Genomic DNA, 25,906 nt, shown 5'->3' on the forward strand with positions numbered 1-25,906 from the left:
ATTAGCTCTCACTCCCATATTCATTCGGTATATCAAAAGCAATCGTCGTCCCGCGGCCTTTCTCGCTGCGAATGACGAGTCCCTCCGTATCCGATTCATAATAAAGCCTTAATCTTCGGTCCACGTTGGCAATTCCGACTCCATTCCCCTTGGCGGAGCGGTTGATGCCGCTTTGCATGGACGCGTACAACTGCTGAACCTTGTCCGTATCCATACCCGGACCGTTATCGGTCACTTCGATTCGCGTGTAGCCCGTGCGAACGGATGGCATCACTTGAATCTCGACGGTTCCAGGTCCAATTCGCTGCTCAACTCCGTGCAAAATCGCATTTTCCACTAACGGTTGGACAAGAAGCTTCGGAATTGGCGTCCTGCGACAAGCATCGCTTGCAACGATCTGCCAGGACAATCGATCGATAAGCCGCATGTCCATGATTTTGAGATAACGTTCCGCATGATCCAATTCATCGCTTATCGTTACCCATTCATCGTCGTCTGGACGGGCGATTACATACCGGAAAAGTCCCGACATCGCCACGACAACCTGCGACAGCTCCTCTTCCCCTTTCTCATCAAGCGCCCAATAGAACGCTTCCAACGTGTTGAACAAAAAGTGGGGATTGATCTGCGCCTGCAGCGCCTTAAGCTCCGTTCGGCTTTGAATGATTTCTTTCTGATAGACGACCTCTATCAACTCATTCAGCGAAACAACCATCTGGTTGTACGTATTGTTAAGCTCGTTAATCTCCATAGAGGATGTCGATACGTCGATCGGCTTCAGCGTCCCAAGCTTCGCAATGCGCATCGCTTTGATGAGATTTAGGATAGGCCGGGTAATCATCGTCGATAAGATAAAGGTGAAAATAAGGAACAGCAGTCCGCCCACCATAACGGATACGATAATGGCAGTACGCAAGATCGATATGCCTTCCGTTGCATACTTTACGGGCGTTAAGATAATGATCCGCCAGTTCGTTTCTTCCGACTTCTTCTGCACCGCGATGTATTCCTCTTCATCGATCTGCACCGTTTCTTCACCTTGCTCGATCATCGAGCCGATATCGAGCTTCTTCGAGAAATCGGATGCGATGACTTGACCAGAAGCATCCACAAGTCCCATCGATTCGCGGGCATCGTCATCCCCCTCCTGCTCCGAGTCCGTCAGCTCGAAGTAGCTTTTGTCCATATGGACCATCAAATACCCGGCATGGGAGAAAGACTTGTCGATCAGCCGGACATGCCGGATCCCAATAACGACATTCGGATATCGCGGATCCAAACCGTACCACACAAGCCTCCCCTTGCCCTCGTCGGCAAGCCTAATCCACTCCTCCGACACTCGGCTGTCCAAACTCATGTCCGTAAGCGGCAAAAGCATCCGATAGTCTGTTGTGAACAGCTCTAGCGATTGAATGCCAGTCGCATAAGGCGTATACTTGCGCACTTCCTGCTGCAGCAATTGTCGCTCCTCGAAGCTGATTTTCCGCCCTTCAACCTCTTGCGTCAGCAAGCGTTGAATCGTCGCGTTCGTCGCTACCTGCGCAGTCAGCGTGTCAATCTGCATCAGCAGCGCATCCAGCTTGCCGGATGCTTGCACAGCCGTCTGCTGGATATGCTTCTCGGCATTGTTGCGAAGCAGGACCGACACCTGATCATACGTAAACAAGCCGACAGAAGCGAGCACAATAACCATAACGACCATGAATCCGAGAAAAATCTGGTTGCGCAGCGTATTCAGCGCATTAAACTTATTCATAAAAACAAACCTATTCAATCGACACACTCCAATCTCCGTTCAAACCAGCGGTGAAATCCAGGTGACAGCTTCAGTCCCTCTTAATTGTTTTGAAACTTAATATACACAATTAAGAGCAGAAAATGAAATGCTAACAACAAAAAAAGACGCATCTCTGCGTCTTTCTCGCTCTTGAAGTGATAGGTGTGTTAAGCACGCCTGACGATCGGCTCAGGTGAAATGACGAATTTGTTTAGTGCGGTTTCGGCGGTACGAAGCCCATTTTTCCAAACGATACGCTCAGGCGTCCGGTCGTAGATGAGATCGCAAATATCGCTTGCGCCTGTCAGAAGGAAGTCGGCAGCGGAGCCGCAAGCGAGCGCGCCATATTCGAGGTTAAGCGCCTTCGCCGCCCGCGTCGTGCACATCTCCAGCAGCAGAACCGCATCTGCCCGTGTACCCATATATGCCGTCTGTCCCAGCAGCAACGCAATGTCTAGCGGATCGCCTTTGCCGAACGGCGTGAACGCATTGCGAATATTGTTCGAACCGAAGCACACGTTGACCCCTTCCTCCAGCAGCAATCTAACGGGAGTAAGACCTCTGCGCGGTTTATACGAGTCACCGCGGCCATTTAGATAGAGGTCCGTTGCGGGAAGCGTTATGACATGGATGCCCGCAGCCGCCATCTTGAAAGCAATAGCCCTCGCATCGTCCGACTCCATTGATCCAAGCGACGTCAGATGCGCGACTGTCACCCTTCCCTGCAAGCCGTATGCTATCGTCAAGTCGGCAATATCGACGATTGTGCGATGCGAAGGATCATCAGAGAAGTCAACATGAAGATCAACAGGCAGACCCGTTTCCCCAGCCAGCTTAAATATCCATTCTAGATGCTCGCGCGCATCCGTATCGTTGTACGGAATGCCGCCTATCGCATCAGCGCCCATAGAGACCGCTTGCCTCATCAGCTCTTCGGTCCCCTCCTGCTGGAAGATTCCCTCCTGAGGAAAGACAACAAGCTGAATCGTCATAAGCGAACGATAAAGCTCCTTCAACTGCAACGCAGCCTCCATACTAAGCAGACCAATGATCGAATCAACCTCAACCTGACAGCGCAGATGCGTAACGCCTGCCTGCATGCTCCGCTCGATGACGGCAACCGAGCGCCTCATGATGTCTTCAAACGTGTAATCTTTCTTAAGCGCCGCAGTCATGCCAATGGCATCGCTTAAGCTGTCCGCTTCGCGGCTCATTCGCTGCGTCAGAAACGCCTTATCCAAATGGATATGCGATTCTACTAACCCCGGCAGCACTAGCCTGCCCGCCGCAGTTACCGTTTCCTTCGCACGAACCGTATGCTTCACGCCATCATAGAAACGGCCATTATATGTTATGATTCCGTCCTTCACGCCAAGATCGCGCAGCTCTCCGGTGAATGGATCGGTGTATCCGCTAACCCAAATGTCGTAGTCCATAGTTGTTTCCCCCGGCACGCTCGTTTTAATTGTTAGCTGCAAAGAAACAGCTTGCCCCATTTCGCCGCAAGCGGCACTCCTCGAGCGCCAATGCCTAGCTTGCGAAAGCTATGCCATACGGTAGCCGAGACGGAATCGATGACGGCCACGCCGAACTGTTCTTCAAGCTGGGCAGCCATAGAAGCCGCATGAAAATTCGTGCAGACGACCGCGAGCGCCTCAACGCCCTCCACAGCCGAAGCCTCTTCCATCATTATGCGAATACCGGTTTCCGGCACGTAAGCGAAGTCCTTATTTACGGAAATGCCGCTCATACGCTCAACTAGACATTCATATCCAAGCTCGCCGTATTGCTTGTGAATCATGCCGCTAACGTCCGCCGTATAAGGCGTTACGAGCCCTAGCTTCTTAACGCCCAACGCTTCGAACGCTTCTATAATCGCAAGCGCCGAAGTCGTAGCCGGAATGCCCGTCTCTGCTTCAATCATGGCGCATAACTTACGATCCTTCTCCAAGCCAAGCCAGCTTGCGGAAGTGCCGTTCCAGACGATGAGGTCGACGTCGGCATCGGCAAGCAATGCGGCGGCAGCCAGCATCGGCTCATCGCGGAATTGGTCGTTCGCCTTGTCAGAGAGCGCAATCTCTCTGACGACGAACCGCGAGAAATGAACGGAAACGTCCGGAATATCAGCAATGATCCGATAAGTTATCGGTTCTAGTATCGTATTGGAAGATGGCGTAAGCATCCCAATCTTAATCATATCTGCAACCTCCCAAGCGGGAATCAAATCTATTATCAGGCAACTTGTCTATTGCGGATCATACAAAACGAAATCTACCATCATGCCGCAGCCTTGCACCCATAGTTCACGGTTAACCTCAACGACAGTAACAGCCGGCTTATGCGTTCCGGCGAACAGCTCTGACCAAGCCTCCATGGCGCCGGCATACATACCCAAATCGGCGAAGTACAGATTCGCCTTAACCGCCTTCTCTAGCGGTACGCCTGCTGCGTCACAAATGCTTCTCGCCTTGGCTATAATGAACGCCATCTGTTTCTTGCCTGCGAGCCCGAAGTAGGGAAGACCGGGTGTTAGCGAAGCTTCCGCCGCCAGGCCGTTCGGCGCCGTTGCCATTAAGCCGCTAATGTAAACGAGGTCGTCAGCCCGCATCGCCGCGGACTCGTGACTCTTCGGCGTCCACCCGCCGCGAATCGGCTGGCGCAGATGCTTCGCTTCCGGCAGCAGCAGATCAAGCGATACTTCCACCCGGCAGCCCTTCGCCCCCAGCTCAACATGAGGCACAATCGTGCGCGACGGCGCTTCGAACTTGTCCGGAAAATACTTGCTCCATACGTCTTCAAAACCAACGAAGTCATTCGGATCAGCCAGAAACACATGCGCCTTAACCGCCATATCCAGGCTCGTTCCTGCCGCCTTGGCTACCTTGCTTAGCTTATCCATCAAATATTCGGCTTGCTTCCGGATCGGAAGATCGCCCCAGAACAGTCCATTCGTCCTTGCATCTGGCGCAAGCGAAGTAATCTCGCCTTCCTGCCCAGGCGCTCCCCAATTCCCTTGCCAATCGGTTGGAATATCCCCCGACAGGAACACCCAATTGCCAAGCTTAACGCCTTCGGCAAATCCGGGTCCAGGCTTCGCGACATCCGGCGCAGATACCTTCTCCAGCACTTGCCACTCTTCCGGCAGTAAAGCGGTAAAATCGACCTCCAACAGAGCCCCTTGAACAAGCAGCTGACGCACGCCAATCCCCGTACTTGGCGGACTAAGCTTCGTGAAATAACGGTTCTTGCTTTCGACATACCGCTTGTTGTTAACAGTCAGATCGCCAATTCGGTAACCCTCACGCTTCATATCCGTTACATACCATTGATTCGCGCGAACGATATGCTCCGGCAAATATCCAGCCGCCGCAACGATATCCTTCACTCGCTTATACACATAATCCGCTTGCTTCGCGACAGGATCGGAGTAATACGGGAAGGAAGGATGCACCTGCGCCTCCTCCGCAATTCCGCTCGTCAAGTCCGAAGCGGACTGCCCGGATATGAACAGCCAGTTGCCGGCCTTCACAGCAGGGCTATATGGAATAGCCGGCCTTGGCATGCCTTCCGGCCAAATTTCTTTAATCGACATTTATGATCGCCTCTCATTCTCTATACATTTACACATCTAGAAAGTAGAGAACCTCGCTCACGAACAGCTTCGGATCTTCCTTGTAAATTTCATGACCGATACCGGGCAATCGTTTCACTTTCACGTAAGCGTTCATCTGCCGCAGCTCATACAGCTCCTCATTCGTAATGAGCGGCGACAGCTCCGCAGCTAGAAGCAGCGCCCTTGTCGTTATTCGTCTATAATGCGAATGAAACGGCTCGACATTCATCGATCGGTACGACTGCACGATCGCCGGCATCGCACATGCGCGCAGCTCCTCCGCCTTCAGCGACACATCCATTTTCGTATTCGCATAAAAGGCTTCGAAAGCCTCCATATCACCTGCCTCAATCGCTTCCTTCGGCCCAGTGAACCGAGACAGCGGCGGTGGAAAAGGCCGCCTGCCTGGACCGCTGATCGGCGGATCGATCAGCACCATCGCGCTAATCAGCTGCGGATGTTCCGCTGCGAACGCCGCTGCTATCCGGCCGCTAAGCGAGTGACCAACTAGAATGGGCCGCTGCGCATGGCCGGACAAGCTGTTCATAACGGCAAGCAGATCATTCGTATAATCGCGAAGCGTGTAACCCTCTTCCGGCTTGAACGATTCGCCTCTGCCCCTTAAGTCGACCGCAACGCAATAAAATGATTTCGGCATCAGCTTCATGACAGGAAGGAACGACTTCGCGTACTCGGTGATGCCATGCAGGAACACAATCGGTTGCGCCTGTTTGTCTCCCGATACGATATAACGAAGCTCGCCGTCCAACGTTTGAATCTTCACCGACTCATAGGCGAATCCATTCTCATCCATGAAGCGATTACCTMCAGATTCAACATGATGCTCATGCATGCTCAAGCCCTTTGACCGTAATTTTGTGTTCCTTCAAATAGGAATTGTATCGCTTCGCCAGCCAGCGGTTAAGCTGAGGCAACGTACGTTCCAGCGCCGCATAACGGCCGCGGCTCGAAAGTCTCGCATACATCCCCTTCTGAATCGCCGCGTTCGCAGCAAGATCCTGCTCATTTATCTCCATCACACTGTCATTAGCCAGCTTGTAGCGCTCTTCGAAGTCAGGCAGCTGCGTCGTTTCCTTCGGATAACAGAGCCCTGCGCGGAACAGAATTTGACCCGGTCCTTGCGGCAATATAATGTTCCAGAAGATTTGATCCGGCAGCAAACCAAGCGTCAGCATAGGCGGCACGGCAGCAATCGTCATCTTGCTGCGCTGCTCCTCCGACAAGGTCGGAATGATCGGGAAGATCGCCTTCTGATCGGGCGAGAAGCCCGCACCTTCATGCGTGAAGCCCGTTGGGTGCATCACTTGTCCGTCTCCGTCCTCAAAGTCGATGAATCCGGCAAGCTTGCCCGGCGCGAAGTCATGCGGACCGCTGTGCAAATAAGTCGTATGGTACGGCTCTAGCGAGCTTTCGATCATGATTTTCCAATTCCACTTGCAATCCTCTACATCTACGAACGGCATCGCAATCATGTCGTTCACGTTATAGTTCTTCATCTCGTCGTCCAGCTTCTTAAGCGTAGGAGCAAGCGGCTCAGCATCCTTATCGAAGTTGCAGAAAATAAATCCGTTCCATATTTCCGTCTTCAACTGCGGAAGACTATGGTCATGGCGCAAAATATCGAAAGGCTCGATGCGGATCATCTCCGGCGCCGACACCAGCTCTCCCGTCTGATCGTAGGTCCACCAGTGCAGCGGACAACGGAAGTTTTTGCAATTGCCGCTGCCCTCAGCGACAAGATGACCGCGATGCTGGCAAACCGCGGAGATGACATAGATGCCGCCGTCCTTGCCGCGCGAGACGATAAGCGGATCGTCCTGAATCGTAATGGTAAAGTAGTCGCCCACGTTCGGAATTTGGTCTACTCGTCCTACGCATAACCATTCGCGATAGTAGATTGCCTCTTTCTCGAATTGATAGAATTCCTCGGAGGTATAAATCTCTGCCGGCATGGAACGGGCTTCCTTCGTCTCTAGCAAGGATGGTGCGATGTCTTCCAAGATAGATAGAACGGTTTCTGATGGTTTATATTTTTTCATAGTAGTCCCTCCAAGGCTCATTTTTTTCTACGGACGCTTAAACGCCGTGGAACTTGTACTGCTCGGGAATGAACGCTTCCCGCCGCTCCAGCAATTGCTCGGCTGCATACTGCCCGGCCTGCCTCACCTGCTCCTCATCCACCGTTGTCAGGACGCGGTCTTTCATCAGCAGCTTGCCGTCTACCATCACATTTTGCACGTCGCTGCCCTGTGCGGAGTAAACAAGATTGCTGACAATATTGTTGTATGTCTGCGTCAGCACCGGAGTCAGATGCAGCTTGCGGAAGTCGACCGTTATAATGTCCGCCTTCTTGCCAAGCTCGATCGAGCCAATCTCGCCATCCTGTCCGAGCGCCTTCGCTCCGTCTATCGTCGCCATTCGCAGCACTTTATCCGCCTTCATCACTTTCGCGTCGTAATGCCTAACTTTCTGCAGCAGAGGAACGTACTTCATTTCCTCCATCATGTCGAGATTGTTATTCTCCTTAACCCCATCCGTACCAATGCCGATTGTAATGCCTCGCTCCGCCATCTCGTGAATCGGTGCAATCCCCGATGCAAGCTTCAGGTTGCTGACAGGACAATGCGCTACGGCCGCACCCGTCTTCGCCATTAACTCCATCTCGCTTTCCTGCATCCATACACAGTGGGCAAGAACGGTGCGCGGACCTAGAATACCCCGGTCGTAAAAGAGCTCCACCGGCCATCTGCCGTAGTTTTTGTACACTTCCTTCGCCATCTCGATCGATTCTTCGCCATGCGTATGAATGCCGGTGTCCCATTTCTCCGCAATTCTCGCCGCTTCGCGATACGCCTCCTCGGTGCAATACGATAAATGCTCCAGGCCAACCCATACATGAATCCGCCCCTGCGCACTCCCGTTCCGATCCTCGATCAGCCGAATATTGCTCTCCAGCGTTTCAAAATAATCGTAGCCCGGACGATCCGCCACATACGGCGCGAACACCGCACGCACTCCTATTTCGTCAGCCGCATCGGCGCACCGATGAACGTGACGGTACATATCAAGCACGCTCGTCGTTCCCGACTTAATTCCTTCCGCATAGCTGAGTCTCGCAGCCGCGTACGCCTCTTCCTGCTGCAAGGCGCGATGCTTCGGATCGACATACCGGTGCAGCCACTCGAACACCGGCAGGTCCTCGGCCGTCCCTCTAATCAGGCCGGAGTGAAGATGAAGATTAACGAGACCCGGCATAATCACTTGGCCTGCGGCATCCAATACCTCTACCCCTGCATACTTGCTTAGCAGTTCCGCAGAAGGTCCGATATCGGCAATTCTCCCGTTCTCCACAAGAACTGCGCCGTCTGTCAGCATGTCATCGTTGTTATTCATCGTCAGCACAATTCCGCCTGCAATTAACCGTGTCTCGTTCTCCATTCTCATCGCCTCCGCAATCTAGATCCTGCACTTATGAAATAAACTCCGTCGTGAACGCCTTGCTTGCATCAAGCTCCTTCTCGATCACTTTCCCTTCGAACATTTGCTTCGCCAGCGTCTCCCACCGTTCAAGCGACATGTAGCCTACGCCATGCTCCGCCGCATCGCCCGTCCAGATCAAGTCTATCGCCGCTTCCGCGCCGAACTTCAACCACTCCAGCGTCGCGTCCGGATTATAGGTTTGAATGAACGGATTCACTTCCTCGTAATTGTCCTTGTAAAAGTTCCAGCCTTTGAGCGATGCATCGACATACGCTTTAACGATCTCGGGGTTTTCTTGCATATATTTCTCCGTCGTAATAAGCATGCAAGCATAAGGGTTATAGCCCGTTGCATCGGCGATCAACACGCTGCCGAAGTCAACGCCTTCTTGCTGCAGCGTATACGATTCATTCGTTACATACCCTTGCGTGTATGAGGACTTGTCATTGATGAAGTTCGCCATAGAGCCCGTATACGCAACTTCCTTCACGCCCTTCACATCACGCGTATTCAATATATAGTTCCAGAACGGCTGCCCCGGCAAAATGTAAGTCGTCTTACCCGATAGATCCTCGATCTGAGCAAGCTTATTCTCATTGTGGTACATGAAGGCGATCGGATTCGTCTGGAGCACCGATGCAATCGCTACGACCGGAATACCTTGCGCACGAGCCATCAGCACTTCGTCGGCATGCGCCATGGCGAACTCCGCCTTGCCCGAGGCAACCAGTTGAACGCCCGAAACTTGCGGACCGCCGGATTGAATCGTCATCTCTAGTCCCGATTCTTTGTAGAAGCCTTGCTGCAAAGCCGCGTATTGACCGCCATGCTCCGCTTCGGCGAACCAGTTCGTCACCTGCGTAATCTTCTTTAGAGCCGCAGGTTCCGCGCCTCCGTCATTCGTTCCATTCGCAGCATTATTCGTTTCGTTGTTGGAGCCGCAAGCCGATAGTACGATCGATACACATAACAACACCATAAGAGCGAGACTGCGTTTTCTGTTCATCTGGTTACTCCTCCGTATCCTCTTGTTAGTTTAATGTTAGATAATCTAACTTCATATCACCATTATGTTGGAGTGAACCGTTTGAAACAATCGATTTACAGTGTTTTTTATATTTTCATAAAAATAACGGGGTCCATTTGTGAAAATGATATATTTTGAGTTAGGTAAGTTTACATAATGGCGATTGCATATCATATATTAATAGTAAACACGCTCAAGCTTCTTCTTTATGTTTCTTGTAGTGCCAGAACACAAGCTTCAGCTTCAAAATATCATTAAAATTGCGAAACTCGATATGCAGCAGCGAATTGATCTTCTCCATCCTATAGGCAATCGTATTGCGATGAACGAACATCCGCTTTGCTACCTCGTTGATCTGACCGTCATATTCCAGGAATAGCTCCAGCGTACGGATCATCTCTTCCGAATGCTGTAGCGGGCCAAGGAATTTGCTGCTGTAGGAAGCCAGCACATCATCAGGGATATATTGCAGCAGGCGATAAACTTCTAAATCCTCGTCATAAAATACCGCCCCCGGCATCTCGGTCTGCTGAACGGTTTGCTGCGTATTGACGCATTCCGCATAGGCATCCTTCAGCTGCGACGCTTGGTTCTTGATTCTGCTCATGTAGAACCTCGGCTGCAACCGCTCCGAGCCGGGACCGCCGAACAGCGCCGCCAAGCATTCTCCGAGCGCTCTATTCTCGCTTTCCGGCAACGACGCTAACGAATAGAGCGACAGAATCGTTTTGCCGATCGGGATATGAATTCCTTTGTAGGCAGCCAGCTCCGGCGCGAACTCCAGCTTCTCATGCACATCCCAGAACGCATCCACCTCTTGGTCATTCACTGTTGCAAGCACGCAGCGGTATTGATCAAGCGGCAGCGCAATCCCGTATTTATCAAGCGACGAGAGCAGAACAGCCAGCGGCGCGCGACTCTGCAAGTACATCAGAAGATCGGTTACCCATTCCTCCCGTTCCCCTTCGCCTTGCCGTTTCTTCCTTCCCATGTAGCGCGACAGCAAGTCGCCGGCGAGCACGAACACGCCGTCCTCATCCTTCATCACCTGCGACTTGCCCGGTACGACCATCAAATAACCGTACAACGCATCGCCCTGCTGCAGCGGAATTTGAAAATATCTCGTCTCCTGCGAGCCGCACCATCTCGTCCCTTGCGCAGTCGCGAGTCTCGGCCGCCAGAACGACTCCTCCCAGCCGCTCGTATTGAACAGTAAATGGCCGCTTCGGCTAATAACCGCTACCGGATATTCAAGAATATCCGACAGCGTATTGTACACATCCTGCTCCGCAGACTGGCTTAAGGCGAGTTGAATGAGACTCTTCTGCTTCGTAAGAACAAGATTGAGCCCCTTCACTTCTTCACCAAGGGACGTCGTATAGAGACCCTTCATCATGTCCGAAAAGGTATATTCGTAAGGCAGCTCGATGAGAGGAAAGCCAAGCTCATTCGCTTCTTCGATAAGATGACCGGGAATGACCTCCCAATAACGTCCAAGCTTAATGCCAAGCGCCGAGCATCCACCGGCATGCAGCCGGCGAATGAGATCAATCGCCGCTTCCGGGTAACCTTTGAACACGAAAGCCGATGTCAGCAATATTTCCCCGTATTTCAGCCAATTCACAATATCCGGCGCATCCATCACGTTAACGGAGCGAATAACTCGCGTGAGCCCAGCCTCTCCAGCAACAAGTTTTCCATGCTGAAGAGGAAAGATGGATAGTGCCTGTTCGACGGTCATGTTCATCCCTCTCACCCCCAAGCCTAGTTGCGATTGAATCCTCAGAAACTCGTATAACCTCCGTCAGCGAACATCGCGCTTCCCGTTACGAACGATGCCGCGTCGCTGCTTAAGAATAGAATGCAATTGGCAATCTCCTTCGCATCGCCCAGCCTGCCAAGCGGATGCATGGCGATCAAATCCTCGATCGTTCCTTGCGGACCGCGCTGTCCGCCTGCGAATTGCCTGCGCAGCAGCGGCGTATCGATCGCTCCCGGACAGATCGCATTCACGCGTACCCCCGACGAAGCCGTCTCAAGCGCAAGGCTCCGCGAGAAATTAACAACCGCCGCCTTCGCTGCCGTATAGGCGGTGAACGAACTTGCGCCAACAACCGCAAGCTGCGATGCCGTGTTGACGATATTGCCCTTCGACGCCTTCAGCCATGGCATCGCCGCCTTGCTGCATAGATAGACACTCTTAATATTCGTGTCAAACACAAGATCCCAGCTTGCTTCGGCCATATCTTCAAGCCCTGCCACAAGCTCAATGCCCGCGTTGTTGACGAGCACATCCAGTGCACCCCACTCCCGTTCCAGCTTCGCGAAGGCAGCGTCGATCTGCGATGAGTCCGTCAAGTCAACAGGAATTCGCCAGAGACGCCCCTCCTTCGTTTCGGTCTCGAATTTCTTATCGAACACAGCGACGTCAGCCCCGCTGTCCGCATATGCCCTAGCTGCAGCGAGACCAATTCCTGACGCACCGCCGGTTATGAGTACTTTTTTTCCTGAATAGCTGTAGGTGACGTTCATTAGAATTTCCCTCTTCCGTTATAAGGTGTGTATGATTACGCGAAACGCAGTTCCTTCCACTCGGAGCGGCACGGATGGCCAATCGTGTAAAACATCGTTCGACCCGTTATATCCCATAGCAGTCCACTCATCGTTTCATGCGGCTCAGCCGCATTCGACCGCCCCTTCACCAAACCGTGCGCGCATATGCTGCCCGGCTCATCTCCCGCCCCCCGATGCATCGAAACAAGCTGCTTCAAGCGATCAATGACTTCGGCAGAAGTGATATCCCCCTCATTCCGCTTCAGCTCGGCGAGCACACCTTCCGCTTGCTCCAATCGTTGCTCGCGATCCTTGCGCGTGGTCTCCGCCATGCACCTCTGTTCCTCCTTGAACAACAGGAAGGATTGATTGCTTCGCGCAACGAATCCTGCATCGGATGCATCCTGCAGCGCCATCTTGCCTCTGCAGTGCTCGAAAACATAGATGAAGCCGCTAGCGTCAGCGATGACATGATTACCGCCAACCGGCGCGTTAACATCGGCAAAGGCTTGCTCGAATATTTGCCTTGCCCCTGGAGCGTCGGCACATTTGCTAAGCACCTCGGCTTGCACGATACCCCGAAGATCCCCGCCCCAATGCGGGTTATCTATCACCGCTGGCGCGAAAGACGAATCTACGGTTGATTGCGCACCACGATCATTCTCTACATAATCAAAATAAGAGCTAATAAGCGTCAGTCCAGCTCTGTTCATCCCGGCATTCACGCCTTGCTGCGGCACGAGGCCGTAAGCTAACGAATCAAAGCCGCCCGGCCCGTTCAACTGGCCATGCCAGAAGCCCGTCCACGGCGAATCGGATGTTTTGAAACCAAAGACACGCCTCTTGCCGTCATTACCGTTGATAACAATCGCACCAGTCGTACACATCGCAGTCACCTTTTTTCCACTAAAATGAGAATCAGTACATAAATACATAAGAGAGCAGACTTATGTTAGTCGACATAAGACCACTCTCTCTTAAGGAAGGCAATGTTAATGCTAGGACTTCATCGCCGATTCATGCCATGAGCTGAGCAGTCGATTCGATAGCGCATTAACAAGCAAATAGAACACAATGCCGAGTAGCGACGCCGAGAGGCCGCAAGCAAATAAATAGGGCGTCTGCAACCGTGTTGCCGCAATCGTAATACCGTAGCCTAGCCCGCCGTTGCCTCCGCCGATTCCCGCAATATATTCACCAACGATGGCGCCGACAACCGCGAGCGAACAGGATATTTTCAAGCCCGCCAATATATACGGAAGCGCCGCAGGAATACGGAGGCGAATGATCGTTTGCAGCCTCGATGCGTTGTATAGGTGAAACAGATTTTTCATATTCGTATCGGTCGAATTCAAACCAATGAGCGTATTCGATAGGATCGGGAAAAAGCTAATGACAAATGCAATCATAACGATGGCGTTAACCCCTGCACCAAGCCAAATCACGATGATCGGCGCAATCGCAACGACCGGGATTGTCTGAAGGATGATCGCGTAAGGATAGAAGCTCTTTTCAATCAACTTGGATAATGACAATAGAATGGCCGATACGATGCCGAGTACGACGCTGATCGCAAATCCCAGCACGGACTCCAGCACCGTCGTCGAGACCGAAGACAGAAGATTGCCCCAATTATCCTTCGCCGCGACGAACACATCCGACGGCTTTGGCAGCAGGTACGAAGGTGTGCCCGCGAGCGATACGATCAATTCCCATGCACCGATGGCAACGATAAATACAACGATTGGCGGAGCCATCTGCAGCAAGAGACGAATCACGGGATTATCTCTCCACGTTCTGTTACCAGTGTCCACGAGCTGTTCGGACGGAGAACTCGATAGGTACGATTCATTAGCAGCCATAGTCATTCTTACTCCTCTCCGTATCTGGAATCATGATGCACGATTAATGCTTAAGCGCAGCCGATACTTGGCGGATATACTCCACGAACTCCGGCGTCGTTCTATATTCTTCACTTCTCTCGAAGGAGCTTGGAATTTCGATAATATCGGATATTTTACCGGGCCTTGGCGTCATGACAACAACTCTCGAAGACAGCGCCACGGCTTCGAAAACGTTATGCGTAATAAACAGCACCGTCATCGACTTCTCTTGTTTCCAAATACTCAGCAGCTCGTCCTGCAACGTTTGACGCGTAATCTCATCCAGCGCGCCAAACGGCTCGTCCATAAGCAGCAGCTTCGGTCTCGAGATAAGCGCCCTTGCAATCGACACGCGCATTTTCATACCCCCGGAAAGCTCGCGCGGCAGCACCTTCATATGGTCCTTCAACCCAACAAGCTCCAGCACTCTCTCGCCTTCCGCTTGCCTCTCGTTCTTCGATATGCCTTGCAGGGTTAATGGGAGAGTCACATTCGAGATTAAGTTCGTCCAAGGCAACAGCGTATGCTCCTGAAACACGAATGAAATATCGTTATGCCTAAGCGCCTCCTTCGGCGTCGTCCCCATAACGGTTAATCTGCCTTCCGTTGGAGCCGTTAGGCCGGCAATCATGTTGAATATGGTAGACTTGCCGCAGCCGGATGGTCCGACGAAGCATAGAAACTCTCCTTCTCCTACTTGCAGACTCGCTTGCTGTACCGCAACGGTACCGTTCGGGTATTTTTTGCCTACATGTTGCAGTTCGACAAGCAGCGGACTTGCCGTTCCACTATGAAGACGTTTTTTCGCAACGCCTAGCTCCTCATGCACGATCCCCATCTCTGTCAACCTCCCGTAAAAATCACTTTCGATCTTCCTACGCATCGTTCGCTAATCGCAACTATATGTTATGTATTATAACATCAATAGTAGAGTTAGACACTTTTAAACGGGGAATAACTATGATTTTTATAATTGGATTGTGGAATTATACAAAAAAAGAGTGAGTCCGAGCATGGATAAGATAGTTCGCGTTATGTTATGTGACACTTGAACTGTGCGAGGAAGAACCGCAACCAAAACGTCTAGTTGGCGTCAAACCTATTAACTAACTTTTGGAGGTTCTATCTATGCAGTTAAGAGGGTTTGTCATTGCCTGCGCGTTATCGATTGTACTAAGCGGTTGCAGTATGAACGAGGATCAAACGAATACGGATACGGATACGAACCAAGTAACAGCGCCGCAAGTCACACAGAAGAGTTCCACGGAGCAAGCCGCTGGTTTCGATGAAGTCCAGGCGGTAGCAGCTGTGCTTAAAGAAATGCCTGAATTCCCCGAAGCCGGACAAGCCAAGGAAATAGAGGTCGCGGCGGGAGGCAAAGAGCCTGGCACGAAGGTGAAAGGAACACTCGCCACCACTGTTGCCGCCTCGACCAATGCAGGAACCTATACAGTAACACTCACCAAAAACTTGGAGTACACCATCAATGACGAGAAGCTTCGCGGCTACTGGATCTACGAAGTAACACCAGAAGAAACTCGCCTCGTCGAGAGCAACGACAACACTAGTCTCATCGAGAATGTAAAATAACCACTGTTCACTTCGATGCTGCTCCGCCCTGTAAGAGCATATACGCTCTTACAGGCCACCTCGAGCATTCCACACTACGCCTCCGCAACAATCGCCAATACTCCCATTGAAAGTTTGTTTTTCCCTCATATCCGACTGCCGAGCTACAGCTTATACTAATCGTAATTTGTAGCAGCGAATTCCCCATCGGTGTTGCTAACATCCATGGCTGCCGCGTTTGCTGGCAGCCTATCTGTCGTTCATCCAATGGCCATTCACAATCCGTCATGAAGGAGCTATCCCCACATGATCCATCCGAATCACAGAGGCAAAACATTAGGTAAACTGAAGAAGCTAGACGAAGTATATACCTCCCTCATATTCAAAAAAATCGGCGAGGTAGCCGTCAACTATTTCGAGACGGCCGAGCATCGATACGAGGTTCCGAGCGACCGCGAGAATTGGCAGCCTGCTGGCAGCAATCAGCCATGGGGACAGGAGTGGAGCTCCGCATGGTTCAAGGGCAGCTACACTGTTCCTCATGAGCTCAGCGGACAAAAGCTGTTCATTGCCGCCAACACCGACGGCGTCGAGACGTTCTTCTGGGTGGGCGGCAAGCCCAGCGGCATCTACACCCACAAGCACGAAGCTGCCAATCGCGGCAATCATCACACGCTCCTGCTAACCGATGCCGCTCAAGCTGGCGCCGCCTTCGAGCTAGCCTTCGAGGCGTATGCCGGACATCCATGCGTCGGAACACAGCCGTACCAGGTAAGCGAGGCAAACTTCTCTGGCCAACAACGCTACAACCGGACCTTCCGTTCGATTGACGTAATGGTCCGGCGCGACGATGTGAAAGACTTCGTATTCGATCTGCGCACCTTGCTTCAAGTTGCCAGCTCCGGCGCAGTCGATCCTTTCCGCAAAGCCAAGATCGAGAACGCATTGCTCGAGTTATTTCCGCTCCTTATACAATCACCGGACGAAGTATCCGAAGAACTGTGGCGACCGCAACTACTCGAAGCAAGAGCGGTAATGAAGCCTTTACTCGAGCAGCCGACTAGCAGCTCAGCGCCTACGACGGGTATAATCGGTCATTCCCACATGGATACCGCTTGGCTATGGACACGCGACGAGACGATTCGCAAATGCGCGCGAACTTACGCGAATGTCCTTAATCTTATGGAGCAATATCCCGAGTACAAATTCATCCAAAGCTCCGCCTTCCATGCCGAACTCATGCGCAGACATTATCCGGATATATTTAACGGGATGAAGCAAAGGATCGCCGAAGGACGTTGGGAAATTAACGGTGGCGTATGGATCGAATGCGACTGTAATCTCGTATCAGGCGAATCGCTCGTTCGTCAGTTTCTTGTCGGTCAACGTTATACAAGAGAACACTTCGGCTATACAGCGGACAGCTTCTGGCTGCCTGATACATTCGGTTATAGCGCGGCGATTCCACAGATTATGGATAGCGCCAGCGTACGCTACTTCCTGACGACCAAGTTGTCTTGGAACGATACGAACCACTTCCCTTACGACACCTTCTACTGGCAAGGACTCGACGGGACGAAAGTGCTCACCCACTTCAATACGATCCATTGCTGGCCGGATGCCGAGACGCTTATTGACCGCGTATATGCGAATCATAACGCGATCGCGCACAAGCACGTGAACGACAGCCGACTTGTCTCCTACGGCTTCGGCGACGGGGGCGGCGGTCCGCAATACGAAATGATAGAAATGGCAAGGCGCGTCTCCGACTTGGAAGGCGTTCCCCGCAGCGAGCATATGACTGCAAGCGTGTTCATGCAGCAATTGGAGGAGAACGCGGTTAACCCGCCGCTCCACGTTGGCGAGCTTTATTTCGAGGGACATCGCGGCACTCTAACGCAGATGCACCAGATTAAGCGCAACAACCGCAAGGCCGAACTCGCATTGCGCGACTTGGAGCTGTTCGAAAGCATCACCGCGGTCCATGACGGCTCATCGCCGGATCGCCAAAGACTCAAACAACTATACGAGCTTTTGCTCATCAACCAGTTCCATGATATTTTGCCGGGCACATCGATTCCCGAAGTGCATGACCGCGCCATTCAAGAGGTCGGAGAGGTAATTGCTACCGCTGAAGCCGCTTCAGCCTCCCTCCTATCCCGCTTCGTAAATACGAAGGAAAATGCCGTAACCGCATGGAATACGCTGAGCTGGGATCGTAACGACATCATTGCCGTGAAGGGCATTGCGCCAAACCTATATCCATCGGATCAATCGTTGTTAAGCCAACGCATTATCGATGCTTACGGCAACGAGAAGCTGCTTATCGGCGGCGCCACCGTACCGGCGATGGGGTCGCTGCTCATTCCGCTCAGCACAAGCCATCCATCCGATGCAGCTTCCAGTCCATTCCGTTATGACGGGGCAGCGCAGCAATTAGAAACGCCGCATGCAATCGTACGCTTCGACGCTAACGGCTATATCGAATCCTTTTATGACAAGTCTGCCAAAAGGGAACTGCGAGGCGCGGGACACCCGCTCGGCGCATTGCTGATGGGCGAAGACCTTCCCGGCGCTTGGGATAACTGGGACATCGACCGCGATATCGAAGGCAAGCTGAAGCTTCAGACAGGACTCGTCTCACGCAGCATCACAGCGGATGGCCCTTTGCAATTCCGCATTAGCAGCGAGTATCGGATCGGATACAAATCCGCCTTGAGGCAGCAGCTCGTATTCCACGCGAATACCGCCAAAGTCGACTTCGAGACCGTAATCGACTGGCAGGAGCAGCATCAACTGCTCAAAGCAGGTTTCGAGGTCGCAGTACTCGCTCACCAAGCTAGACATGAGGTTCAATACGGACATGTCGAGCGCCCGACGCATACGAACACCCCTTATGATCAAGGCATGTTCGAGGTTTGCGCACACAAGTGGACGGATCTCTCCGAGAATCGTTACGGCGTCGCGCTCCTGAACGATTGCAAATACGGCATCTCGGTTCACGGATCGGATATGCGCCTTACCCTTCACAAGGGCGGCACTCACCCTGATCCGCGCGGTGACGCCGGCGTTCATGCCGTCACCTATTCATTCCTGCCGCACGCGGCGGGATTCAGCGCCGAATCCGTCATACGACCGGCATACGAGCTGAACGTGCCGATGCTTGCGAACCAAGGAGCCGCGCCGAGATCCGGCGACTCCTTCTTGTCCATCGACACAACGAATATTATTATCGAAGCGGTCAAGCCGGCTGAAGACGATGATGCCATCATCGTCAGACTTTACGAGGCGGAGCGTTCAGCCGTATCCGGCGCAACATTAGCTTTCGGCACTGCACCAGTACGCGTAGCCACTGCCAACATACTGGAGGAAGAGCTGTCAGACCTGCCGATCATCGGCGGCCATTCTGTCTCACTCGACTTCCGCGCCTTCGAAATCAAAACGTTGAGAGTCTATTTCTAAATATACAAAGAAGCAGAGCGGGCGGCGATTCACTATCCGCCCGCTCTGCTTCTATTGTTCAACCCGAAAGATCGTCGTCCTTAACAACTCCATCGCGTTAGACAGCTGCCCCAGCTCTTCGCCGGACAGCCCCCGAACGCGTTCGCCCATCCAATCCTCCATATGAGCAAAAACATTCCCCATTAGCTTCTCGCCTTGTTCCGACAGACGAACATACTGCTTCCTCTTGTCATCATCCGCTTCGTACTTCACGCACAATGATTTGTCGCTCAGCTTCTTAAGCTCGCGACTCGTATTGGGCATGGACATATCCTTGCACTCGCTAATTTCACTAACCGTTAACGGCTGCGATACCGCGATATATTCAAGAATTCCGTACTGGGCAGGCGTTATGTCCGCTATAGAAAGATCCTTCGTTATATCATGCTTTATCTGGTGAACATCAGTAATGAACGCGACCAATTGTTGAAACAGTATCTTCTTATCGACTTCTTGCGCCACTTCGAAATCACCTCTTACCGCGTACAATAACAAAATTATTGTCATAAAACAATTATCATTTGACAACCATTTGTCCCATGTGTTACCTTTTAGTTATCATATGATAACTAACGAGGTGACCTATTCATGAAAACGTTAATTATTTATACCCATCCCAATCATGAGAGCTTAAGCTACGCTTTTCTCCAAAAGACGCTTGCGGGCATTGGCGATAATCCAATCATCGAGGACGTTCAAGTACTGGATCTTTATGCGGAAAATTTCAATCCCGTCCTCGTCTTCAATGCAAACAAACGCAGACGCGACATGCACGCCGACCCGGCATTAGCCAAGTATAGGGAACAACTGCTATGGGCAGATAAAATCGTGTTCGTCTATCCGATCTGGTGGGGACGGCCTCCTGCCATGCTGCTTGGTTTCATTGATCAAATGTTCGCTTCCGGCTTCGCCTATCGGGATAAGGGAGGTCTGCTGCCCGAAGGCTTACTGAAAGGAAAGTCCGTCGTATGCATCTCCACCATGAAAGGGCCGGCCTTCTATCCGCTTTATTGGCTGGGCAACTCGCACAAGATCCTCATGAGAAAGGCCCTTTTCCAATATGTCGGCATCAAAAAAGTGAAGTTTTTCGAATTTGGCAGCATGGAGAGCTCGAAAGGACGGCACGAGCAGAAGCTGAACAAGGTGTATCACTACTTCAAAGCATTAACCTCTTAAAACCAAAAAAAAAGCAGCCCATCCTATACGGGATGGACTGCTTCTGTAATCTTAACTTGAAATTATACCCTTTGCGGCAGGGCGCCTATGAACTCCTGCTCCTTGTATGTGAAGTAATCTTCCAAGATCGTCTCCCGATCGTCGAGGAACAGCTGCTCCGCTACCGAAGACGCCACCTTCGGCACCCCGAATCGCATGCCCGACAATGCGGAAGCCGAAACTCCGAAGCTGATGAGCGCGGAGTAGCTGAAGGTGAACAGGCCATGCAGCGGCTTCTCCCCCTCCTCACTCCGGCTTGTGAAAGCGAAACCGGGACTCAAGTAAGGATGTGCATCCAGAACCGGACTCGCCACCTCCGCAGGTGCTTCATACCGATCGCCCCAACGGGCAATATGCTGCTCTACCAGCTTCAGTTCCGGACGATAAGCCGGATCCGTCAGTAGCCCCGTGCTAATAATAAGAAAATCAAAGGAGTGCTTGCCTTGCGGCGTCGTTACGATCGCTTGATCTCCAGCTTCCTCAACTGCCAACCAAGGCGCTCCGAGATGCATGCGGAATCCCGGCCATGACGCCGCCCTCTCGAATGTATCGTTCGTCGGCGGCTGGTTATGCTTGAAGAAATGCGCCATAACCTCGTATTTGTCGCGATCCTCGAGCGCCGCGAACCGCTCGATCATGCCCGATCCTTCCATCTGACGGATCGGATTAATTCGCGGAAGCTCCTTGCGGCGTACGAATACATGCACTTCTCCGGCACCTTCGGCGAGCGCGAAGTTGGCGTTATCGAATGCCGATGCACCGCCTCCAAGTACGGCAATCTTCTTGCCTTTAAGCGCTTCGAAGTCAATTCGAGCCGATGTATGCGCATAAAGCGTCATCGGCAGGTTCTCCGAAATCATCTCCGGCACATGCCATTCGCCTCCGCCTTGGATTCCTGTAGCAAGAATAACCTTTCTAGCAAGCAGCGTATCCGATATGGCACCGATTCCCTCAACATGAAGCCGGTGTATATGCTCTTCCGTCGGCTCTATTAATCGAAGCTTAACTTCATTAACGACAGGCAATTCAAGCGTTTTGCGATACCAGCGCAAGTAATTCATCCAGTCGCCGCGCGGGATCTTATCCACCTTCGCCCAGCCTTCTACCCCATGCTGCGCTTCCCACCAGGAACGGAACGTCAACGAAGGAATACCCAGATCAACGGATGTCAGATGCTTCGGCGTACGCAGCGTCATCATACGCGCATAGGTTTCCCATGGCCCTTCATAGCCTTCCGGGTTTTCGTCAATCACCAATATATTAGATACACGTTCGCGCAATAACGCGAAGGCGATACTTAAGCCGCTCTGCCCGCCGCCAACAATGACAACATCATACACATGCCCTTCCGAGTGACAGCGTGGCCGCACCCAGTTCGGACCTCCATAAGCGAGATAAGAAAGATCGGTTGCCACTCGTTCATTTAACGCTTCCAGACTCATATCATCACACCTTTCCTCTGGCTGCCATCCTACAATCAACCAACAACATTCACTCGCCACAATTTATGTTATGTTTTCGAACATATTGTGTTAATTTTATGTTTATTCTATCTTATCTAGCTCGTCTTTGAAAGATTCCAGGCAAATTTCATAATCATGCATAAAATAAACGTGTTTTATTGTTCATCATGACCATATGCCCCCTCCGCAAAAAAAGGGGTTGACGACTTTAGAAAAGGAGCATATGATATTTTCAAATCCGATAACATACATTGGAATAGTATTAATTGTTCACCAGGCTACTGGAAACAATCACTTTGTTGATTGCTTCCGGCGGCCTTTTTTTATGACTAATTTTCAGGAGGAATGAATAATGAGCGAAGCAATTAGCAGCCGAATCGGGCTGGAGATTAAGGCGGATGTACTTGTAATCGGCGGAGGCCCGGCCGGCGCTTGGGCTGCAATCTCTGCTGCACATTCAGGAGCTAGCGTCGTACTGGCCGACAAAGGATTTTGCGGATCTAGCGGCGCGACCGCCCCTTCCGGCACTGGCGTGTGGTACATCCAGCCGGATGCCCAGCTCCGTACCGAAGCTAAGCTAAGCCGATACGAGCTTGGCGGCAGGCTGGCCGAGAACGCTTGGATGGACAGAGTGCTGAACAAGGCGTTCGAGCGAATGAACAGTCTTGCCGTATGGGGTTACCCGTATCCGGAGAGCGACGATGGTACGGTGCATGTTAGAGGGCTGCAAGGGCCGGAATATATGCGGCTAATGCGAAAGCTCGCGCTTAAGGCCGGCGTGAAAATATTGGATCACAGTCCCGCTCTCGAACTGCTCGCAGACGAGCATGGCGTCGGAGGGGCAAGAGGTATCCGAACGCAGACGAACGAGCCTTGGAGCGTGCGCTCCGGGGCGGTCGTCATCGCTACCGGCGGCTGCGCCTTCCTCAGCAAAGCGCTCGGCTGCAATGTCCTCACCGGTGACGGATACCTGCTGGCGGCGGAAGCCGGTTCATCGTTCTCGGGTATGGAATTTTCCAACGCCTACGCCATCGCGCCAACCTTCTCCTCCGTTACGAAAACAGCTTATTACCGCTATGCTTCGTTCTATTACGAGGATGGCACGGTCGTGGAAGGTGCCGGCTCCCAGCGCGGTCGCTCGATCATCGCGAAGAACCTGCTTCAAGGCAAGCAGGTTTATGCAAGGCTCGACCAAGCGCCCGAAGATATTAAGCCCGCGCTGCGAGTCGGCCAGACGAACTTCTTCCTTCCGTTCGATCGCCTTGGACTCGATCCGTTCACAGATATGTTCCCCGTCACCTTGCGGCTTGAAGGTACCGTACGCGGCACCGGAGGTATCCGCATTGCGAACGAGTCATGCGCGACCGACGTGCCTGGACTATATGCGGCCGGCGATGCGGCGACGCGCGAATTAATATGCGGCGGCTTCACTGGCGGCGGAAGCCATAACGCGGCTTGGGCGATGTCCTCCGGCTCTTTCGCCGGGCAAGGCGCTACGGAATATGCCCTGCAGCTTGGTGCGGCGGCACATACAAGGAGCGTTGCAGGCTTATCTTCCACGACGTTGACGAATCAGAGTACAGATTCCTCCGCTGCCGCTGCTAAGCTGTCTGAGCGCATTGAGGCCATACAGGCGGAGACTCACCCCTACGACAAAAACCTATTCCGTACCGAGCAAGGACTCACCTCCTCTCTTGATCGTCTGGATCACTTGTGGAAGGAAATTCGGAGCGAGCCGATCACGTTGAATGCCTCTGCTTACAAAGCACGCGAGGTTGCAGCCATGACGGCCACGGCGCGGCTCATGTACCATTCTGCCAAGGAGCGCACTGAAACAAGGGGCATGCATAAACGTGTAGACTTCCCCGCCCTCGATCCTAATCAACGATACCGGCTAATCAGCAGCGGTTTGGACGAGATCAAAGTCAGAACAGAGCAAGTATCAGAGGAGGCTGTATCGGTGTGATCGAAATCGTAAGCGAATCAAAATGCATCGAGTGCAACCTCTGCGTATCCGTTTGTCCGACGAATGTATTTGACCGCGTGGAAGGCGGTATTCCCATTATCGCAAGACAGAGCGACTGCCAGACCTGCTTCATGTGCGAGCTGTATTGCCCTGCCGATGCGCTATATGTGTCACCGGATGCCGAGGAGAAAACCGTTCTGTCCGAAACAGAGCTGGAGAGCAAAGGACTTATCGGCAGCTACCGCGAGCAAATAGGCTGGGGACCGGGGCGGACCCCAATTACCAAACATCCTCTCATGCTTCGAAGAGGGTAAACCTCTATTTTCACTCTAAAGAAGAAAGAAGGCTGGCGTTGATCTATGAGAAAACGTTCGTTATTGATCCTAATTCTGCTTATTCTCTCCCTTTCTCTGGCAGCCTGCGGCCAAAACTCCGATGGCACGGAAGAGCCAGCGTCCAGTGAGAAGCCAGTCACCTTGAAGTTCTATGTCAGCGGCTTAACCTTCACCGACACTGAATTCAATACGATGATCGCCGAGCCGGTTAAGAAGAAATTCCCTCATATTACGCTCGAGAAAGTCGTTACGCCGGAAGGCCAGAAAATCGATAATCTCGTGTCAGCCGGCACCGTTCCCGATATTATCTATGCCAGTGCGGGAAGCTACTACAACTTCAAGCGGCTAGGCATTCTCCAAAGCCTTGACGAATACGTAGACAAATACAAGTTAGACCTAAACCGCATTAAACCGGACATTTTAAACTCCATCAAGGCTTACGCCGAGGACGGCGAAATTTATACGATACCGTTTAACTCGAACGAAACGATTTTGTATTACAACAAGGATATTTTCGATAAATTCGGAGTCCCTTACCCGCCAGATGAACAAATTACATGGGAAGAAGCGCTTGCGATCGGCCAGCAGCTAACCCAGACGAAGGACGGCGTCAATTACATCGGGCTTGAAGTTGCCGCAGGTCCGGCGTACATACAGAGCAGCCTCGCTTTAGGCACTCTCGACCCGAAGACGGGAAAAGCGATCGTGAACACGCCGGAGTGGGAGAAAGCTTTCACCTTTCTCAAGAAAACGTTCGAGGTGAGCGGCTACATCCAAGGCGATACCTACTTGTACAATAAGGATGCGTTTCTGAAGGATCAGATTTTGGCAATGAGGCCCACTTACCTCGCTAATATGGTCGGACCGCTTGAAGAGCTGCGCAAGCAAGGAGAGATTATTAATTGGGACATTGCCCCCGTCCCCAACTTCAAGGAGGCGCTTGGCACGTCGAAGGAAGTCAATATTCACTCGCTCTTTATCTCGAAGACAAGTGAGCATAAGGACGAGGCATTCCAGGTGCTGAACTATATTTTATCGGATGAGGTTCAGCGTGTTTTGTCCCGGAACGGCCGCGTGCCGTCAATCGTGAATCCCGAGCTGGAGAAGGAGTTTGGTGCCGATATCGAGGCGCTGAAAGGAAAGAAGATCGAAAATATTTTCAAAGCGAAAAGCGTTCAGCTTCACGCACCGCATGAATTCGAAGGCGACGTCAGCAAGTTTGTGACCGATGCCGCCAAAGAGCTCGCGTTATCCGGCATAGACGTCAATACCGCCCTTCGCACGTTGGAGGAGAAAATCAACCAAGAAGTGGATCGTCTCGAGAAAACAACGAAATAAGGAGAAAGGTCGATCGTTTATGAACTGCACCCCGTCAAGTAGACAGTACAAAAAATAAAGATCTATGAAGCGGCCTTAGCCCTAAATTCAAGGGGACTGAGGCCGTTTAGTTTTTTCTGCAATCGTTCGTAATTGTAAAAGTGGATGTAATCATCAATATCGTTC

General features: G+C 52.1%; 22 protein-coding genes. 6 read left to right on the top strand and 16 right to left on the bottom strand.

All coding sequences use genetic code 11. The features are described 5' to 3' along the window. Position 1: 1 nt before the first annotated feature. The 13 genes from AC1DF0_RS28180 to AC1DF0_RS28240 form a co-directional block, all read right to left on the bottom strand. Positions 2-1,756, bottom strand: coding sequence for a cache domain-containing sensor histidine kinase (locus AC1DF0_RS28180; protein ID WP_442049672.1), 1,755 nt, complete (start codon positions 1,754-1,756; stop codon positions 2-4). A gap of 188 nt (positions 1,757-1,944) precedes the next feature. Beyond that, the gene (locus AC1DF0_RS28185; protein WP_477576701.1) at positions 1,945-3,213 is read right to left on the bottom strand and encodes an amidohydrolase family protein; all 1,269 of its coding nucleotides are present in this window, start codon (positions 3,211-3,213) and stop codon (positions 1,945-1,947) included. A 32-nt stretch (positions 3,214-3,245) separates the two neighbouring features. Next, positions 3,246-3,974 (bottom strand): maleate cis-trans isomerase family protein, encoded by a 729-nt coding sequence (locus AC1DF0_RS28190; RefSeq protein WP_477576703.1) that lies wholly within the window; start codon positions 3,972-3,974, stop codon positions 3,246-3,248. 48 nt (positions 3,975-4,022) lie between these two features. Next, on the bottom strand, positions 4,023-5,369 hold the full coding sequence (locus tag AC1DF0_RS28195; protein ID WP_477576705.1) for a RidA family protein: 1,347 nt from the start codon (positions 5,367-5,369) through the stop codon (positions 4,023-4,025). A 28-nt stretch (positions 5,370-5,397) separates the two neighbouring features. Continuing rightward, complete coding sequence (locus AC1DF0_RS28200; RefSeq protein WP_477576707.1) at positions 5,398-6,204, bottom strand: alpha/beta fold hydrolase; 807 nt, start codon at positions 6,202-6,204, stop codon at positions 5,398-5,400. A 31-nt stretch (positions 6,205-6,235) separates the two neighbouring features. After that, entirely contained in the window at positions 6,236-7,450 is a 1,215-nt protein-coding gene (locus AC1DF0_RS28205; protein ID WP_442049677.1) for an aromatic ring-hydroxylating oxygenase subunit alpha, read from the bottom strand. 37 nt (positions 7,451-7,487) lie between these two features. After that, positions 7,488-8,849 carry an amidohydrolase family protein gene (locus AC1DF0_RS28210; RefSeq protein WP_477576709.1) on the bottom strand — a complete coding sequence of 454 codons (1,362 nt, stop codon included), beginning with the start codon at positions 8,847-8,849 and terminating at the stop codon, positions 7,488-7,490. Between the two features lie 31 nt (positions 8,850-8,880). Further along, positions 8,881-9,897: an ABC transporter substrate-binding protein gene (locus AC1DF0_RS28215; protein ID WP_477576711.1), complete on the bottom strand. Its 1,017-nt coding sequence runs from the start codon at positions 9,895-9,897 to the stop codon at positions 8,881-8,883. Between the two features lie 214 nt (positions 9,898-10,111). Next, the gene (locus AC1DF0_RS28220; protein WP_442049680.1) at positions 10,112-11,659 is read right to left on the bottom strand and encodes a PucR family transcriptional regulator; all 1,548 of its coding nucleotides are present in this window, start codon (positions 11,657-11,659) and stop codon (positions 10,112-10,114) included. A 41-nt stretch (positions 11,660-11,700) separates the two neighbouring features. Continuing rightward, positions 11,701-12,450: an SDR family NAD(P)-dependent oxidoreductase gene (locus AC1DF0_RS28225; RefSeq protein WP_442049681.1), complete on the bottom strand. Its 750-nt coding sequence runs from the start codon at positions 12,448-12,450 to the stop codon at positions 11,701-11,703. A gap of 35 nt (positions 12,451-12,485) precedes the next feature. Further along, positions 12,486-13,367 (bottom strand): C45 family peptidase, encoded by an 882-nt coding sequence (locus AC1DF0_RS28230; protein WP_477576714.1) that lies wholly within the window; start codon positions 13,365-13,367, stop codon positions 12,486-12,488. 102 nt (positions 13,368-13,469) lie between these two features. Continuing rightward, positions 13,470-14,339 carry an ABC transporter permease gene (locus AC1DF0_RS28235; RefSeq protein WP_477576716.1) on the bottom strand — a complete coding sequence of 290 codons (870 nt, stop codon included), beginning with the start codon at positions 14,337-14,339 and terminating at the stop codon, positions 13,470-13,472. A 37-nt stretch (positions 14,340-14,376) separates the two neighbouring features. Beyond that, on the bottom strand, positions 14,377-15,192 hold the full coding sequence (locus AC1DF0_RS28240; protein ID WP_477576718.1) for an ABC transporter ATP-binding protein: 816 nt from the start codon (positions 15,190-15,192) through the stop codon (positions 14,377-14,379). A 290-nt stretch (positions 15,193-15,482) separates the two neighbouring features. Here AC1DF0_RS28240 and AC1DF0_RS28245 point away from each other — a divergent pair, with 290 nt between their 5' ends. Together AC1DF0_RS28245 and AC1DF0_RS28250 are read left to right on the top strand one after the other, a co-directional pair. Beyond that, positions 15,483-15,944, top strand: coding sequence for a hypothetical protein (locus AC1DF0_RS28245; RefSeq protein ID WP_477576720.1), 462 nt, complete (start codon positions 15,483-15,485; stop codon positions 15,942-15,944). Between the two features lie 285 nt (positions 15,945-16,229). Beyond that, positions 16,230-19,385: an alpha-mannosidase gene (locus tag AC1DF0_RS28250; protein WP_477576722.1), complete on the top strand. Its 3,156-nt coding sequence runs from the start codon at positions 16,230-16,232 to the stop codon at positions 19,383-19,385. Between the two features lie 51 nt (positions 19,386-19,436). Here the strand turns inward: AC1DF0_RS28250 and AC1DF0_RS28255 are convergent, their stop codons facing one another. Continuing rightward, positions 19,437-19,886, bottom strand: coding sequence for a MarR family winged helix-turn-helix transcriptional regulator (locus tag AC1DF0_RS28255; RefSeq protein WP_477576724.1), 450 nt, complete (start codon positions 19,884-19,886; stop codon positions 19,437-19,439). A gap of 126 nt (positions 19,887-20,012) precedes the next feature. Between AC1DF0_RS28255 and AC1DF0_RS28260 the strand changes: the two genes are divergently transcribed. Continuing rightward, on the top strand, positions 20,013-20,600 hold the full coding sequence (locus AC1DF0_RS28260) for an NAD(P)H-dependent oxidoreductase (protein ID WP_442049688.1): 588 nt from the start codon (positions 20,013-20,015) through the stop codon (positions 20,598-20,600). Positions 20,601-20,662: 62 nt separating this feature from the next. Here the strand turns inward: AC1DF0_RS28260 and AC1DF0_RS28265 are convergent, their stop codons facing one another. Beyond that, a complete protein-coding gene (locus AC1DF0_RS28265) occupies positions 20,663-22,081 on the bottom strand; it encodes an FAD/NAD(P)-binding protein (RefSeq protein WP_477576727.1) in 1,419 nt (472 codons plus the stop codon). 373 nt (positions 22,082-22,454) lie between these two features. On the opposite strand from AC1DF0_RS28265, the gene AC1DF0_RS28270 reads away from it, so the two are divergent. Genes AC1DF0_RS28270 through AC1DF0_RS28280 form a run of 3 tightly spaced genes read left to right on the top strand, consistent with a single transcriptional unit; the run spans position 22,455 to position 25,741 of the window. Beyond that, entirely contained in the window at positions 22,455-24,068 is a 1,614-nt protein-coding gene (locus AC1DF0_RS28270) for an FAD-binding protein (RefSeq protein WP_477576729.1), read from the top strand. Then, positions 24,065-24,382, top strand: coding sequence for a 4Fe-4S binding protein (locus AC1DF0_RS28275; RefSeq protein ID WP_442049691.1), 318 nt, complete (start codon positions 24,065-24,067; stop codon positions 24,380-24,382). Before AC1DF0_RS28270 ends, AC1DF0_RS28275 begins: the two co-directional genes overlap by 4 nt. A 45-nt stretch (positions 24,383-24,427) precedes the next feature. Continuing rightward, a complete protein-coding gene (locus tag AC1DF0_RS28280) occupies positions 24,428-25,741 on the top strand; it encodes an ABC transporter substrate-binding protein (RefSeq protein WP_477576731.1) in 1,314 nt (437 codons plus the stop codon). A 62-nt stretch (positions 25,742-25,803) separates the two neighbouring features. Here the strand turns inward: AC1DF0_RS28280 and AC1DF0_RS28285 are convergent, their stop codons facing one another. Continuing rightward, a complete protein-coding gene (locus AC1DF0_RS28285) occupies positions 25,804-25,899 on the bottom strand; it encodes an IS3 family transposase (RefSeq protein WP_477573710.1) in 96 nt (31 codons plus the stop codon). Between the last annotated feature and the right edge of the window lie 7 nt (positions 25,900-25,906).

It is taken from the genome of Paenibacillus sp. 05T425, from assembly GCF_056396205.1.

Coding starts and splice junctions, on each gene's coding strand:
- AC1DF0_RS28240 (WP_477576718.1), bottom strand. CDS start 15,192: ATGGGGATCGTGCATGAGGAGCTAGGCGTTGCGAAAAAACGTCTTCAT.
- AC1DF0_RS28200 (WP_477576707.1), bottom strand. CDS start 6,204: ATGGATGAGAATGGATTCGCCTATGAGTCGGTGAAGATTCAAACGTTG.
- AC1DF0_RS28225 (WP_442049681.1), bottom strand. CDS start 12,450: ATGAACGTCACCTACAGCTATTCAGGAAAAAAAGTACTCATAACCGGC.
- AC1DF0_RS28260 (WP_442049688.1), top strand. CDS start 20,013: ATGAAAACGTTAATTATTTATACCCATCCCAATCATGAGAGCTTAAGC.
- AC1DF0_RS28215 (WP_477576711.1), bottom strand. CDS start 9,897: ATGAACAGAAAACGCAGTCTCGCTCTTATGGTGTTGTTATGTGTATCG.
- AC1DF0_RS28220 (WP_442049680.1), bottom strand. CDS start 11,659: ATGACCGTCGAACAGGCACTATCCATCTTTCCTCTTCAGCATGGAAAA.
- AC1DF0_RS28235 (WP_477576716.1), bottom strand. CDS start 14,339: ATGACTATGGCTGCTAATGAATCGTACCTATCGAGTTCTCCGTCCGAA.
- AC1DF0_RS28195 (WP_477576705.1), bottom strand. CDS start 5,369: ATGTCGATTAAAGAAATTTGGCCGGAAGGCATGCCAAGGCCGGCTATT.
- AC1DF0_RS28185 (WP_477576701.1), bottom strand. CDS start 3,213: ATGGACTACGACATTTGGGTTAGCGGATACACCGATCCATTCACCGGA.
- AC1DF0_RS28210 (WP_477576709.1), bottom strand. CDS start 8,849: ATGGAGAACGAGACACGGTTAATTGCAGGCGGAATTGTGCTGACGATG.
- AC1DF0_RS28180 (WP_442049672.1), bottom strand. CDS start 1,756: ATGAATAAGTTTAATGCGCTGAATACGCTGCGCAACCAGATTTTTCTC.
- AC1DF0_RS28270 (WP_477576729.1), top strand. CDS start 22,455: ATGAGCGAAGCAATTAGCAGCCGAATCGGGCTGGAGATTAAGGCGGAT.
- AC1DF0_RS28190 (WP_477576703.1), bottom strand. CDS start 3,974: ATGATTAAGATTGGGATGCTTACGCCATCTTCCAATACGATACTAGAA.
- AC1DF0_RS28205 (WP_442049677.1), bottom strand. CDS start 7,450: ATGAAAAAATATAAACCATCAGAAACCGTTCTATCTATCTTGGAAGAC.
- AC1DF0_RS28245 (WP_477576720.1), top strand. CDS start 15,483: ATGCAGTTAAGAGGGTTTGTCATTGCCTGCGCGTTATCGATTGTACTA.
- AC1DF0_RS28280 (WP_477576731.1), top strand. CDS start 24,428: ATGAGAAAACGTTCGTTATTGATCCTAATTCTGCTTATTCTCTCCCTT.
- AC1DF0_RS28265 (WP_477576727.1), bottom strand. CDS start 22,081: ATGAGTCTGGAAGCGTTAAATGAACGAGTGGCAACCGATCTTTCTTAT.
- AC1DF0_RS28250 (WP_477576722.1), top strand. CDS start 16,230: ATGATCCATCCGAATCACAGAGGCAAAACATTAGGTAAACTGAAGAAG.